The organism is Bradyrhizobium sp. 170 (genome assembly GCF_023101085.1).
In the GTDB taxonomy this organism is placed as follows: Bacteria; Pseudomonadota; Alphaproteobacteria; order Rhizobiales; family Xanthobacteraceae; genus Bradyrhizobium.
Genome location: NZ_CP064703.1, coordinates 6,249,019 through 6,263,375 on the forward strand (window position 1 = coordinate 6,249,019; position 14,357 = coordinate 6,263,375).

The window sequence follows — 14,357 nt, forward strand, 5'->3', positions numbered from 1 at the left end:
GTCGATCTTGGGACATTGGGGTGGATGGTCGGAGCAATTCCGAAATTCCTGACAGTTGATCGCGCCAACCGGGCAGCCTCCCCGGTCATGCCGCGCCGCGCCTTGCCGTTCCCCTTGCCGCTCCGATGGCATTGGGTTGCGATGGCTGCGCTGTGCGTGCCGCTGTCGTTTGTCCTGGTTCAATGCGGCAAGGCGCCGAGCGCGGGAATGCTGGCGGCGAACACGGATGGCGCAAAATCCCGGGCCGCAAAGTCCCGGACTTCAATCGATACGTTTGACGACCGTTTCCCCCAGCCGCAATTTGCCGACCGTTTCCCGACCGCCAATGAAAGCCTGCCGCAGGACCAGCGCCAGGTTGCGCTGGCGCCTCAGCCGCGCGCCGCGCGTACCGAGCCCGTGAGGGTCGCGTCGCTGACGCAGACGCTGGCGCTGCCCCGCAGCGAGCGCGAAGAATTGACCACGCTGGTCAGCATGAAGTCCTCGGCCTTCCCCTATTTCGGCACCAATCCGCGCTCCGAAGAGCCGTTCCTCAACATCTCCAAGGGCGACCGCAAGGGCCACCGCAGCTATGGCGGCCGGGTCTATTGGCAGGACGAGACCTACAACGACAGCCGCGTGCTGGTGCATGTCCCCGAGACGTTCGATGTCAGGAAGCCCGGCGTGATCGTGGTGTTCTTCCACGGCAACGGCGCGACGCTGGAGCGCGACGTCCGCGACCGCCAACTGGTGCCGCGGCAGATCTCCGATTCCGGCGTCAACGCCGTGCTGCTCGCGCCCCAAATGGCGGTGAATGCAGCCGATTCCTCGGCCGGCAAGTTCTGGCAGCCGGGCGGCTTCAAGCGCTTCATCGATGAGTCAGCCAGCCACCTCGCCCGCCTCTACGGCGATCCGAAGTCGGCGCAGGCATTCGCGAACCTGCCGATCGTGATCGTCGGCTATAGCGGCGGCTTCCTGCCGACCGCCTGGAGCCTCGAGGTCGGCGGCATCCCCAACCGGGTCCGCGGCGTGTTCCTGCTCGACGCCGTCTATGGCGAACTCGACAAGTTCGCGTCCTGGATCGAGAAAAACCGGACCGGCTTCTTCGTCTCTTCGTATACCCGCTACACGAAGCGGCACGACCAGGAACTGATGCAGATGCTCCGCGACAGGGGCATCACGGTTACCGAGAGCATGGACGGACTGCTGCGGCCCGGCAGCGTGGTATTCGTGCAGACGCCTGATGGCATCACCCACCGCGATTACGTCACGCAGGCCTGGACCGAGCATCCGGTCAAGGACGTGCTGGTCAAGATGGCGGCAACGCCCGCTTTGAGCCGGGTCGCCAGCACACCCTACGCCAACCGGTAGCCGCCTCTTCGCCGCGCCATCAGGCTCGCGATGAGATCTTGCCGCATATAGCTGTTACGTTATAACATTGCATACTATCCATCTTACAGGACAGCGATGCGCCGACTTCTTGCTATCGAGATGGTTCTTTGCGGAATGTCCTGCGCAACCAGCGATGCGCACGGCCCCGCCATCGAACATCGCACCCAGGCTGCAGGCACCGCGCAGGCTTTTCGGCTCGTGGTTGCCGATGCTAAGGCGGCGGCACTCAAGATCTTTGATCTCGAAAACGGCCAATTGCTTGCCGCACTGCCCTTGGCCAGTCCGGCGCGGCTCCACGCGGGAGCCTCTGGCCGTTATGCGTATGCCGTGCAGCCCGAAGCAGACGAAGTCGCTGTCATCGACACCGGCATTGAGCTGGGGAGCCACGGCGACCATGCCGACATAAAGATTTCCACTCCAGCGCTTCTGTCTTCGCGGCTTCGAGGCCTGCGCCCTTCGCATCTCACGCACGACAACGTCCGCGTTGCCGTGTTTTTCGATGGCGACGGAACAGCCCAGATTTTCAACGAGCAAGACTTCGTCGCGGGCCGCATGGAACGCATTCAGCGTGCCGAAACGGGCGTCAAGCATCACGGCGTGGCCGTTCCGGTTGCAAGGCGTTTGGCCGTCACCGTTCCACCCGCAGGCGAAGGCCTTCCGGATGCGATCGAGCTCCGCAGCGAGGACACGCCAAAGCCGCACCGGATTGAATGCCCAAGCTTGCACGGCGAAGCGGCGACGAGCCGCTTCGCCGTTTTCGGATGTGCGGATGGCATTGCGATCTTCGAGATGGCACGCAACGGCGTCGTCAGTCGCCAACTCCCCTATCCAGCTTCGCTACCGCCTGGACGCATGATCCGCCGCATGACCGGCGCAACCGGATTTACATTCGTTGCCGGCGATTTCGGTGCCGACGGCATGGTCATCGTCGATCCTTCTGCTGCGGATGGGGACTTCCAATTCATCGCTCTGCCGGCGCGCAGGATGGACTTCAATCTCCATCCGGAGTCGGGAGACCGGCTCTTCGTCGTCATTGAGGATGGTACCCTTCTCAGCATCAACCCGTTGACCGGCACGACCGAAGCCCAAACACGCGTTACCGAGCGCTATGCGATGGATCAGAGCACCGTCCGCCCGCGGATCGCTTCCATCGGCCCGTATGTCGCCGTCTCCGACCCGCGTACGGGCGAAGTGGCAATTCTCGACGCAACAACCCTCGCCGAGCGACAGCGTATCAAGGTAGAGGGCGTCCCCTCGAACCTGCTTGCGATCGGAGGGGATGGCGTGAGCCATTGAATGATTGGCGCGGTGAATGATCGGCGCCGTGCGTTCGGATCGACGGCGTCCCGTGTCCGGACACGAACGCTTTTGCCGGCCTCGGAAACCGTGCCCGTCGCAGCCGGCGGAGCACGACGGCGCCTGCTGCGAATGAGCATTCCTGGACCTGCTTACCACCGGGTACGGAGAGAAAGCTCGAAGGTCCGCGGCGCGCCAAGAATGACGTAGTTCGCGTCCGTGGCCCACGCTGCATAGACCGCGTCGGTGATATTGCGAACGCGGAACGTCAGGTCGGCGTTTTGCGCAAAGCGGTAGGTGGCAAAAACATCCGCGATGGTGGCAGACGGCAACGTAACCAGGTTGGCATCGTCAGCCTTGATGGAGGCCCTGTGATTGATCCAGCCGCCAACCGCCCAATTTGTGAACGGCTGCCACGTGGCACCAAAGTTCGCCACGACCTGCGGCACATTCGGCGGCGTGTTACCCGTGTAGTTCGCGGTCGTACTGGTTCGATATTCGTCATACCGGGCATTCACGTAGGCAAAGTTCGCCTCGAGACGCAAAGTCTCCATCGGACGGTAACTGCCGGAAATCTCAAAGCCGCGCGATGACTGCTTGCCCACCTGAACCGTGAATCCCGTCAGCGGATCGGTCGAGGGGATATCGGTCTTTTCGATGCGATAGACGGCCGCCAACAGCTCACCTCGTCCGTTCGCGAAGGAGTGTTTGATACCGCCTTCCACCTGACGCGCATTGGCGAGGCTGAATGGGGTATCGGTGACGCCCAATGTGAACAGAGCAAAGCGCGGCTCAACCGCAGTTGCATATTGGGCGTAGAGCGTCGTGTCGGCGCGAATGTCCCACAGTGCACCCATGCGGTAGGTGCTGGGTTCGAAGGTCTTGCTGTAGAGCTGGTTCGCCGGCTGCCGATTGTAGTCCACCTCCATTTGATCGACCCGAAACCCGCCAACAATTTTGACCCCCTTGAGCACTTCCAGGCGTGCCTCGCCGAAAACTGCCTTCTGCGTCAGATCCGCGCGCACATTTTGTGTCCGTGCAGTTCCCCGCGTGAAGAAGTCCGTCGGTGCGGGACTGTAGGGATCGACGAGCTGAAGCGATGTCACCTCGTTGCGCGGACTGTCCCATCGCGTGCTTGCAACCTCAACGCCCATGACCGTCGACAGCGGCATCGCCCCCAAGCTGCCGTTCCAGTTCACGTCGAAACGATCGCCAACGAAGCGGTGGTCGTAGCCGAGATTCTCCCACGTTTGCCGGCAGACCTGGTCCGTACCGGTGTTGTTGAGGAGGTTCTGCCCGCGGAAAGAGCAGGTGCCGCCTGCGGGAATATAGGCAAAGCGATATGTGTTGATCCAATCGCGATCAGATTGATAGGACCAGAAGCGATTGCGGATCTTTAGCTCCTCGGTGTCATACGTCGTGTTCCAGCGCAGCCACAGCACACTGTCGTCGTATTTGTTGTTCGGCAGGTTATTGTAGTTGACCTCGCGGAGATCGGAGCGGATTTGCCCTCGCACCAGGGGCGTGCCCCAATACGCGTTCTCGATTTTCGATTTCATGTAGTCAAAATCGACGGTCGACGACAATTGCGGCGTCACGTCCCAGCGCAAGGCGCCTGCGATGTTGCCGTATCTGACCTGATTGTCGTCGACCGGGCCATTGTATCCGTTGACGACGCCGTCGAGCCGATAAGAGAAGCCGTTCCCCAGCGGACCTCCCTTTCCCACGGCCTGGCGGAGGCCTTCGCGAGTAGTGAGCGAGGAGATTGTTTCGAACGGCTCGTTGACTCCGCTCGGTTGCTTGCGAACGAGATTGACGGCGCCGCCGATGGCGCCTTCACCGTAAAGGACCGACGCCGGTCCGCGCAGCACGTCTACCCTATCGAAAATGAAACTGTCGTAGTTGCGCGTGCTGATCGTGGTGTTGGTGACGCGGATTCCGTCATAGAGCACCGCGATGCCGTTCTCGATGAACCCCCGCGTCGATGCGACGCCGGCAGCTCCTGGCCGGACGGCGGACGTGAAACCGGTCAGGCCTTGAAGGGCGTCCACCCAACTCGTCTTGCCTCGCTCCTGCATCGTCGCCTGATTGATGCTCTCCACGCTGGCGGGGATGTCGCGAGCCGTGCCCGGCAGTCGCGATCCGGTCGTATTGGGTACGTTGAGATCGGTCGTCGAACGGATGTAGTCGCGCGGCAAGCCTCCTGGCCATCCGTCGATTGGACCTTGCGGCGCTCGATCCGCGCCGGTCTGCGCCTGGCGCGCGTTGGACGCAGCCCGCATCTGCAAGCGCTTGCTCGTTCGCTGCTTTTGCTTGGTGGCTGGCCGTCCTTCCACCGTAATCGCAGGCAGCACAGCCTGAGGGACGGGTTGAGCAATGGCGGGGCGTGCACCGCCCGCAACAAAGGATGCTGCGGCCAGAACTGCCAAGAAAACTGCCAAGAACCGCGTTCGGCGTCCGACCCGCCGCCTGACTCCATACCAAAGACCAATCTTTTCCATTGCTTACAGCCTACGCCAAGAATGTAATGTTATAACATTACTTCTATGGAACTCGCGCAAGGATGTCAAAAGTCTTCGGCCGGCATCAGCGCGGTGCGCTTCCTTCGACCTTGGTCGGCTTGGTCACAATCACCGTCCCGAGCGCCAGCGCGACGAAGGCCGAAGAGACGTAGCCCGCGGCATAGAGGGAGATCACGCCTACAGAACGCCGCCGATCCCACCGGCTCACTTCGCCTGACTTGCGGGGGCTGCGGAAGTCGCCGGAATTGCGGGAGCTGCGTTGGGATTGGAAGACGCCGCCGCTGGCCGGGCGCTATTTGCCGGGCACGATGTCAAGAGCTGCATCCATGACGTCCCGAGGCCAAGCGTATCGATGTCGAATGTCGCCAGGGTCGTCTTGCCCTCCGCGCTGACGGTGCCCTCACCCATCTGCAGGCGCGAGGCCGCCAGCATTGCCTGCACGGCATCGGGGGCGACGACATCGCTCCACACTTCGTATTTGCCGACGCGCGCGGGATATCTTCCAAAGGCGACGGATTTGTCCGAACCCGCCATCAACATCATCGTCTTGAGGCCGCCAGCGCCCTGATCGGCTTCCCGCACGAATGTCATCCTGGCGCGATCCTTGTTCTCGCAGAACAGCCGCCACTCCATTGTTCGGAACGATGCGCCGTCCCCCTGCTTTGCCGAGGCGATCTTGCGGACATACGGGCGCGACGCGGCTTCGAGTGTCCACGCCGTTTCGGGCAAGGGGCGCGTATCGATGCCGAAGCGATAGAGCTCGGCTCGCGTGAGGACATGCAAGCTCTCGAATTTTACGGTCTTGATGAGATCGTCCAGCTCACGGCTGATGCCCATGGAAACGACGAAGGTGGCGCGCTCGCGGTCGGCCCTCGCCATGCCGCGTTGCTTGAAATCGGCAATCCGCTGCGCCGAGAATGGTCCGCGAACGAGCAGCGTGAGCCTGGAGTTATGTACGGCGATCGCGGCATCGGGCGCGACTTCGCGGGTCGTGGCGCCGAGAAACAGATAGCCGCAGGCAGAATTGCACATAGCGTTACGGGTCGTGAGTTCGGCCTCAACCTCCCCGCCTGCCGTCTTGACCTTGAGGCAGGCCGCGTCGACCTGGGTTCCTCCGGCGCAGGCGGTTGCGATGGTGCGTCCGATCCGGGCGACGGCCTTCCTGCTGCGCAGCAGGCGGGCGATGACATAGGATGGCCTGACCGAGCCGCCCGGCGAATGGAAATAGATCGGGCGCCTGGTGTCCTTGACGTCGCGCAGGAAGCGGCTGACGCGCGCGGCCGCGCCCTCATCGACCTGGCCTTCGACCGCAATCCAGCGATCGCAGCCCGGACCGCACGAATTGGCCGGGCCCCTGGCACTGTAGATGATCAGCCTGGGTGCAAATCCGGCCTTTTCGGCCGGCGTTTCGGCACGCACCTCGCCGTGAACAAGCAGCAGGGCTGCGAGAAGGAGAAGGCGAAGCATCATGACCGGCGTAATCAGCGGGGTAATGGAAGCAAAGGCCAAGGCTAGACAATGCCCGCCGGCGCCGCAACCCTTGGTCGCCGCGCCTCTCACGTAATGCTCCAGCGTTCGGACTTAAAGCCGTTGATTGTAAGCAGGATATGACCTGAATTTCTCGATATTGCCCGATTGCAGGAGCCGAATCCCCTGCTATACCGCTGCTTCCCGCTTACCTGCGCTCGTTCGCAGGAGTGAGCTTTAGGAGACGACTATGCCTGACCAGAATACGCCTGCATCCGGATTCCAGTTCGGCCTTGCAAATTTGAAACCGGCCGAGCCCTTGGAAAAAATCACCCTCACCTTCCCCGACGGCGCCAAGCGCGAATACGCCAAGGACATCACCGGGCTCGACATCGCCAAGGGCATCTCGCCCTCGCTGGCCAAGCGCACGGTGGCGATGGCGCTCGACGGCGTGGTCGCCGACCTCAACGATCCGATCTCGGGCGATGCGAAGATCGAGCTCATCAACCGCGACGACGCCAGAGCGCTGGAACTGATCCGGCATGACTGCGCGCATGTGCTCGCCGAGGCGGTGCAGTCGCTGTGGCCGGGCACGCAGGTCACGATCGGCCCGGTGATCGAGAACGGCTTCTATTACGACTTCTTTCGCAACGAGCCGTTCACGCCGGAAGACTTTGCGGCGATCGAGAAGAAGATGCGCGAGATCATCGCGCGCGACAAGCCGTTTACGAAGGAAGTGTGGGACCGCGAGAAGACCAAGCAGGTGTTCCGCGACAAGGGCGAGGCCTTCAAGGTCGAGCTGGTCGACGCCATTCCCGGCGACGAGCCGATCAAGATCTATTTCCAGGGCGACTGGTTCGACCTCTGCCGCGGCCCGCATATGAGTTCGACCGGCAAGATAGGCAACGCCTTCAAGCTGATGAAGGTGGCGGGCGCCTATTGGCGTGGCGACAGCAACAATCCGATGCTGACGCGCATCTACGGCACGGCGTTTGCCAAGCAGGAAGAGCTCGACGCGTACCTCAAGCAGATCGAGGAAGCCGAGAAGCGCGATCACCGCAAGCTCGGCCGCGAGCTCGACCTGTTCCACTTCCAGGAGGAAGGCCCCGGCGTGGTGTTCTGGCACCCGAAGGGTTGGACCATCTTCCAGGCGCTGATCGCCTATATGCGCCGCCGCCTGACCGGCGACTACAGCGAGGTCAACGCGCCGCAGATCCTCGACAAGGCGTTGTGGGAAACTTCCGGCCATTGGGACTGGTACCGCGAGAACATGTTCGCGGCGCAGTCGGCCGGCGACGAGGCCGAGGACAAGCGCTGGTTTGCGCTGAAGCCGATGAACTGTCCGGGCCACGTGCAGATCTTCAAGCATGGCTTGAAGAGCTACCGCGACCTGCCCTTGCGCCTTGCCGAATTCGGCGTGGTGCATCGCTACGAGCCGTCGGGCGCCATGCACGGCCTGATGCGCGTGCGCGGCTTTACGCAAGACGACGCGCACGTCTTCTGCACCGAAGCCCAGCTTGCCGACGAGTGTCTCAAGATCAACGAGCTGATCCTGTCGACCTACGCCGATTTCGGCTTCGAGGGCGAGCTCACGATAAAACTCTCGACCAAGCCGGAGAAGCGCGTCGGCACCGACGAGATGTGGGACCATGCCGAGCGCGTGATGGCCACTGTGCTGGCGGAAATTCAGGCCAGCGGCAGCAATCGCATCAAGACTGCGATCAATCCCGGCGAAGGCGCGTTCTACGGACCGAAGTTTGAATATGTGCTGCGCGACGCCATCGGCCGCGACTGGCAATGCGGTACCACGCAGGTCGACTTCAACCTGCCGGAACGTTTTGGCGCGTTCTACATCGACGCCGACGGCTCGAAGAAGGCGCCAGTGATGGTGCACCGCGCGATCTGCGGCTCGATGGAACGCTTCATCGGCATCCTGATCGAGCACTTTGCCGGCAACTTCCCGCTCTGGCTGGCACCGATCCAGGTGGTGGTCACGACGATTACCTCCGACGGCGACGAATACGCCAAGGTGGTCGCCGCCGCCGCGCGGCGCGCAGGCCTGCGCGTCGAGATCGACCTGCGCAACGAGAAGATCAACTACAAGGTCCGCGAGCACTCGCTGGCGAAGATCCCTGCCCTCCTCGTCGTCGGCAAGAAGGAAGCCGAGACCCATTCGGTCTCGATCCGCCGGCTCGGCAGCGATGGGCAGAAGGTCCTGCCAACTGAGGAGGCGCTGGCCGCGCTGGTCGAGGAAGCGACCCCGCCAGACGTGAAACGGGCGCGAGTGGAATAATTCGTCCATCGACGGTGCGGGGGTGGGGGCTGATCTCTGCCCCTCCAGGGTTTCCGATCCGACTTGCTGTTGCGATGCAGCCGCACCGCCGACCGGCGGGAGACGCCGGCAATCCTCGGCATTTGATAATTCAATCACCGCGTGTAAAGTGCGCCCGTCTTGAACCGGGGGCGCAGAGATGAATATCGACTCCGCACGGGCCTTGAAAGAAGAGATTGCGAGCCAGGTGGTCCCGCCCGCCGTGTCCGCTATTCAGAGGGCGGGCGGCTTCTCGATCACCACGTTTTCGCTGAGCCGGATGACCAAAGCCGAGCCGCTCGTCGCGCTTGGCATTGCCCAGGGAACGGGTCATGGCGACGTCCGGGTGGCCGTGCGCTTGCAGCGCCGCTCGCTCGAACATTCGCAATCGATGATCGAAAATATCCGCCAGCGCGCCAAGAACGAAGTTGATGTCCGCTTTGTTGGACGCGTCGCCAAACATGCCTTGCCCTGGTATCGCATACGGCAGCGGCCACTGCTCCCCGGTGGTTCAGTGGGACACTTCAAGATCACCGCAGGAACCATCGGCGCAATCGCCCGGGACAAGAAGACCGGCCGCGACGTCATCCTCAGTAACAATCACGTTCTGGCGAACGAAAACGCCGCCAAGATCGGCGACGCTATCGTGCAGGCAGGCGTCATCGACGGCGGCTCGTTGAAACGCGACGCGGTCGCCAAGCTTTCAAAATGGATTGACCTGATTACCAAACGAGCCAACCTGATCGACGCGGCGATCGCCCCGATCACCAAATCGATCGACTTCGATGCGCTTACCTACAAGGGAATCGGAAAACTGGCGGGAACCCGCACCACCCCCATTCTGCCGGGAATGGCTGTCAAAAAGCTTGGGCGTACGACCGGCTTGACCCGCGGAAAGGTCAGCGCGATCGAAATCGACAAAGTCGTCGTGGATTACGATTTGGGTTCCCTGTCATTCGACAACCAGGTCGAGATTGAATCGGTTGGCAACAGCGCCTTCAGCGCCGGCGGCGATTCCGGCTCTTTGATCCTCGACGAGGAAAATTTCGGATGCGCGCTGCTGTTCGCCGGCAGCGAACGGGGTGGCCCGAACGATCGCGGTCTGACCTATGCCAATCCGATTGCGATCGTCCTCAAACGGCTGGCAATCGAGCTGCAGACGGCCTAGATTAGTCCTATGGACGAGAAACAGCTGGAAGCCGTTCGGCGGGCCAAGGCCCGCTTCAGCAGATCGGTGCCGAAGGGCGTCGATGTGGTGGGTGTCGGCATCGGTGTTTCCGGCTCCGACCCAGCCTTGAAGGTGAACTTGCGGGCCGCGCCGAAAAACAAGAGTTCGCTGCCCAAAACGATCGACGGCGTCAAGGTCATCTACGATTACGTCGGCAAGATCACGCCTCGCTGACCGTGGTGATCCCGCTTCCGGGACTGGCCGGCACGCCACAGGCTTTCTCACAATCTGTCTAAGGTCCTGCCTAAGATTCCATGGCAGCCTCGTCGATCGGGTTGCCGCATGGTATTTTTCAATCCCGACCTAACTCCTCATGAAAGAACCTTTGTGCCCGACGCTATTGAACTCCTGAAGATCCGCCGCTCGGTAAAACCCCGCGAGATGAGCGGGCCCGGCCCCACGCCTTCCGAACTCGATACCATCCTGACCATCGGCGCACGGGTGCCCGACCACGGCAAGCTGACGCCGTGGCGCTTCATCGTGTTCGAGGGCGACGCCCGGGCGCGGGCCGGCAACGTCATTGCGCAAGTGTTCGCAAAGAAGAATCCGGCTGCCCCCACCGCCGACATCGAGATCGAGAAACGCCGGCTGATGGACGCGCCGCTGGTGATCGCCGTGGTGAGCTTTACCCGGCCGCATCCGAAGGTGCCGGCGTGGGAGCAGGAATTGTCTGCGGGCGCCAGCGCGATGAATATCGTCACCGCCGCCGCCGCGCTCGGCTATGGCGCCAACTGGCTCACCGGCTGGTTCGCGTTCGACCGCGACGTGCTGGACGGACTGGGACTGAAGGCGGATGAAAAACTCGCCGGCTTCATCCATATCGGCACGCCGGCAAAGCCTGTCGAGGACCGCCCGCGGCCGGCGCTATCCGACATCGTGACGCGGTTCTAAGAAGCTGTGCGCCTTGCCATTGTCGGGCTCGGCCCGGCCAACCCGCGGCCTGAAGAAGATTTTCCGTGAAGGGAGATGATGCCCGGATCAAGTCCGGGCATCACGATCGTTCAAACGCTCAGCGCGCGACGACCTCGACCTCGCCGTCGACGCCGTTGACGACGTTGAAGGGGCGCTCGAACACCTTGCCCTCGTTCTTGGCAATCGCGCGGTATTCGCCCTCGGACAGCACGACGCGCGGAAACGCGCCGATCGATTCCTTGATGACGTCGCCGCCCGGCGTGATCACCGACCAGGCGGTGTTGGCGAGCGCCTCGCCGCCCCGGTCGCTGACGAGCTTCAGCGTGATCACCGCCGCACGGTGGCTGACGGTTACGTCCGTCAGCTTGCCGGCCTGGACGCGGATGTCGGAGCGCACGACCGAGTTGGCGTCGCCATAGTTGGAGATGATGTAATAGGTCCCCTCCGGCAGCAGCGCGACGTCGCCCGCGGCGACATTGGGCACCAGCGACTGGCGTTCGGCGCCGGCGCCGCCTTCGAACTGGCTGCCCTTGTAGAGCGCGAACGAAATCTGGTTCGGTGGAATCTTGCTAGAGCCGACGCGGCCTTCGATGCGCAGTCCGCCGGCGGGTAGCACGAAGGCCACGCGGTCCGTCTCCGCTTTCAAGCTCACCGCCCGCACCCCGCTGACCAGGCCGAGGGCGACGTGGACGACGTAATTGCCGGGCGGCAGCACGATGTTCGGGGTTGCGCCGCGCTCCTCGCGGATCAGCTTGAACGTGCCGGTGTCGTCGGGCTTGTCGGCGAACACCCGCCACACCAGCCCGCCGTTGATGACCGGCAGATCCTTGCCGTAGCGCGCCGTTAGTGACAGCACCCCCTGATTTGGAGCTGCGGCCCCTGGTGGAGGCGCTACCGGCGAGATCGTCGCGATCGACGGGGGCACAATGGTGGGCTGGTTCAGCGGCGCGGGCAGCGCTGGAGCCGTTCCCGTCCCCGACGGCGGCGCCAGATTCATAGCGGGCGCGGTCTGGACATCCGGAACCGCGGCCGGCGGCACCGGTGGCGGGCGGTCCTGGAACATCTGGGCCGAGGCTGGCGCCGGGAGCAGTGCAGCCAGCGCCAAGGCAAGCGTCAAGGCAAGCGCCAGCGCCGGGAAAGGCCATCCGCCCCGCCCGTTTCCAACGATACCGTGATCGCCCGAAATCATGGCCATGCTTTTCACTGAAAACGCGGCAAATTCAAGCCTCCGTGGCGGAAGTTCGGCCGGCGGAGGTAGCGGAACCCGCGCCGGGACCCAATGTTAATGCTGCAGTCGTGGTCCAGTCACATTCCCCGCCTAAGGCCGCTTTCGCCGGGCATAAACCATGCAGGCGGATCGGAATGGACTGTTCTGGCGCGGCCGCGCCGCGGCGAATATGTTGAAGCCGCAGGAGAGTTTGCGTGTTGGATAGCTGGATGGGGCGCGGCCAAAAGGGCTCCGATGCCCAAGACAAGGCCCAGGACAAGGTAGGGCTCGGCAGTATCCGCCGGCCGGTGATCGGGCTCGCACTGGGCGGCGGCGCCGCTCGCGGCTTTGCCCATATCGGCATCGTCCGGACGCTGGTGGCGCACGGAATCATTCCCAACGTGGTGGTCGGAACGTCGATCGGCGCTGTGGTCGGCGGCGCCTATGCCTCCGGACATCTCGACAAACTGGAAGAATGGGCGCGCAGCCTGCAGCCGCGAAGCGTCCTCTCCTATCTCGACATCCGCCTGAACGGCTCGGGCCTGATCGGCGGCGCCAAGCTTGCGGCCGAAATCGAGCGCACGTTGGGCCAGAGCCTGATCGAGGATCTGCCGGTGAAATTCGCCACCGTGGCGACCGAGGTGCGCACCGGCCACGAGATCTGGCTGACCCATGGCCCGATGGTGGATGCGATGCGCGCCTCCTATGCGCTGCCGGGAATATTCTCGCCGATCATGGTCGGCGACCGCTGGCTGGTCGACGGCGCGCTGGTCAATCCGGTGCCGGTTTCGGCGGCACGCGCGCTCGGTGCGGAGATCGTCATCGCCGCCAATCTTTCCAGCGACGTCTTCACGCACTCCACGACAATCTATTCCCATGGCCCGACGGCCGGCGTTTCGGTATCGGTGATGCCGGAAGCGCTGCCCGAACCCGGGCCACGCAAACGCGGTATCGGAAAATTCTTCTCCGCAGAGCGCACCATGAAGCGTGAGTTCTTCGGCGGCGGCGGACGGCCGGGCATCTCCTCGGTCATGGTCGATGCCTTCAACATCATGCAGGACCGCATCACCCGCGCACGGCTGGCCGGCGATCCGCCGGACCTCCTGATTTCGCCCCGCGTCGGAAAGATCGGCTGGTTCGATTTTCACCGCGCCGACGACCTGATCGCCCACGGCGTGCGCGCGGCCGAACGCGCCATCGAGTCGATCCAGGAAGCGATCCACATTCTGGCGCCGCCGCCGCCGGCGGGCGAAGCCGAGCCGGCAGTCGAAAAGACCGAGAAGGAATAGGGGAACGGGGTTACTGCGGGATTGCGCTTGGCTACCGGCCGCGTGATCGGCGCTCGGTCGGACAAACCTGAGTGGAGCCTTCGTAGCTGCAGTTGGTGGTCAACGGCTCCCCGCAAACCTTCTTCAATTGGCTGTACGAGACACAATGATTGTTCCTGTCGCGCCAACCTGGACCGCCTTTGCAGCCGCATCCTTGGCACACACAGGCAAGCGCCGGCTGGCTCGCCTGAACGAGGGTCAGGGCTGATAACAGCGCAATGCCGGAAATGAAGACCTCGGTCCTCATTTCAGCGCAAACGCATCGTCAGGCCGTCTTGATGTAGTCGCGCAACGCTTCCTGCTCGGTCTCGTATTCATGGACACGGCGCTTGACGACGTCGCCGATCGAAATCAGGCCGACCACCTTGCCGTCCTCGACCACGGGCAAATGGCGGAACTTGCCGAGCGTCATCATTTCCATGATGCCGGCAACGGTGTCGGACTCGCGGCAGCTCACGACCTTGCGCGTCATGACCGCGCTGACCGGCTCCTCGAGCACCCTGGCGCCGCGCTCGCCCAGCACCCGGACGATGTCGCGTTCCGAAAGGATGCCCTCAAGGTGCTCCTGGTTCATCACGAGCACGGCGCCGATCTTGCGGTCGCCAAGGATCTTGATCGCCGCCGAAAGCTTGGCCTCCGGTTCGATGCTCTGGATCTGATGGCCCTTGGTGTCGAGAATTGAACGTACCGTCATTGTCGTCTCCCTGAATCCGTTCGC

General features: G+C 63.0%; 11 protein-coding genes. 7 read left to right on the plus strand and 4 right to left on the minus strand.

Annotated elements, in window-relative coordinates; genetic code table 11:
• The first annotated feature begins 141 nt into the window (after positions 1-141).
• Both IVB05_RS29205 and IVB05_RS29210 read left to right on the plus strand, forming a co-directional pair.
• Positions 142-1,347 (plus strand): alpha/beta hydrolase, encoded by a 1,206-nt coding sequence (locus IVB05_RS29205; protein ID WP_247787074.1) that lies wholly within the window; start codon positions 142-144, stop codon positions 1,345-1,347.
• 96 nt (positions 1,348-1,443) lie between these two features.
• Positions 1,444-2,664, plus strand: coding sequence for a hypothetical protein (locus IVB05_RS29210; protein WP_247779382.1), 1,221 nt, complete (start codon positions 1,444-1,446; stop codon positions 2,662-2,664).
• Between the two features lie 152 nt (positions 2,665-2,816).
• Here the strand turns inward: IVB05_RS29210 and IVB05_RS29215 are convergent, their stop codons facing one another.
• Complete coding sequence (locus tag IVB05_RS29215) at positions 2,817-5,093, minus strand: TonB-dependent receptor (RefSeq protein WP_247779383.1); 2,277 nt, start codon at positions 5,091-5,093, stop codon at positions 2,817-2,819.
• 297 nt (positions 5,094-5,390) lie between these two features.
• Positions 5,391-6,746, minus strand: a complete 1,356-nt coding sequence (locus IVB05_RS29220; protein ID WP_346771791.1) for a hypothetical protein — start codon at positions 6,744-6,746, stop codon at positions 5,391-5,393.
• 157 nt (positions 6,747-6,903) lie between these two features.
• On the opposite strand from IVB05_RS29220, the gene thrS reads away from it, so the two are divergent.
• The 4 genes from thrS to IVB05_RS29240 all read left to right on the plus strand — a co-directional run bounded on the left by thrS (position 6,904) and on the right by IVB05_RS29240 (position 11,083).
• Positions 6,904-8,946 (plus strand): threonine--tRNA ligase, encoded by a 2,043-nt coding sequence (gene thrS, locus IVB05_RS29225; protein ID WP_247779384.1) that lies wholly within the window; start codon positions 6,904-6,906, stop codon positions 8,944-8,946.
• A 178-nt stretch (positions 8,947-9,124) separates the two neighbouring features.
• Positions 9,125-10,132, plus strand: a complete 1,008-nt coding sequence (locus tag IVB05_RS29230) for a hypothetical protein (protein WP_247779386.1) — start codon at positions 9,125-9,127, stop codon at positions 10,130-10,132.
• A 9-nt stretch (positions 10,133-10,141) separates the two neighbouring features.
• On the plus strand, positions 10,142-10,366 hold the full coding sequence (locus IVB05_RS29235) for a hypothetical protein (RefSeq protein WP_247779387.1): 225 nt from the start codon (positions 10,142-10,144) through the stop codon (positions 10,364-10,366).
• A 153-nt stretch (positions 10,367-10,519) separates the two neighbouring features.
• Positions 10,520-11,083 carry a nitroreductase gene (locus IVB05_RS29240; RefSeq protein ID WP_247779389.1) on the plus strand — a complete coding sequence of 188 codons (564 nt, stop codon included), beginning with the start codon at positions 10,520-10,522 and terminating at the stop codon, positions 11,081-11,083.
• Between the two features lie 118 nt (positions 11,084-11,201).
• Here IVB05_RS29240 and IVB05_RS29245 read toward each other — a convergent pair whose 3' ends face one another.
• Positions 11,202-12,167: a hypothetical protein gene (locus IVB05_RS29245; protein ID WP_247787080.1), complete on the minus strand. Its 966-nt coding sequence runs from the start codon at positions 12,165-12,167 to the stop codon at positions 11,202-11,204.
• A 359-nt stretch (positions 12,168-12,526) separates the two neighbouring features.
• Here IVB05_RS29245 and IVB05_RS29250 point away from each other — a divergent pair, with 359 nt between their 5' ends.
• Positions 12,527-13,600 carry a patatin-like phospholipase family protein gene (locus tag IVB05_RS29250; RefSeq protein ID WP_247779390.1) on the plus strand — a complete coding sequence of 358 codons (1,074 nt, stop codon included), beginning with the start codon at positions 12,527-12,529 and terminating at the stop codon, positions 13,598-13,600.
• Between the two features lie 304 nt (positions 13,601-13,904).
• On the opposite strand, the gene IVB05_RS29255 is transcribed toward IVB05_RS29250, so the two are convergent.
• Complete coding sequence (locus IVB05_RS29255) at positions 13,905-14,333, minus strand: CBS domain-containing protein (RefSeq protein ID WP_247779392.1); 429 nt, start codon at positions 14,331-14,333, stop codon at positions 13,905-13,907.
• Positions 14,334-14,357 lie beyond the last annotated feature (24 nt).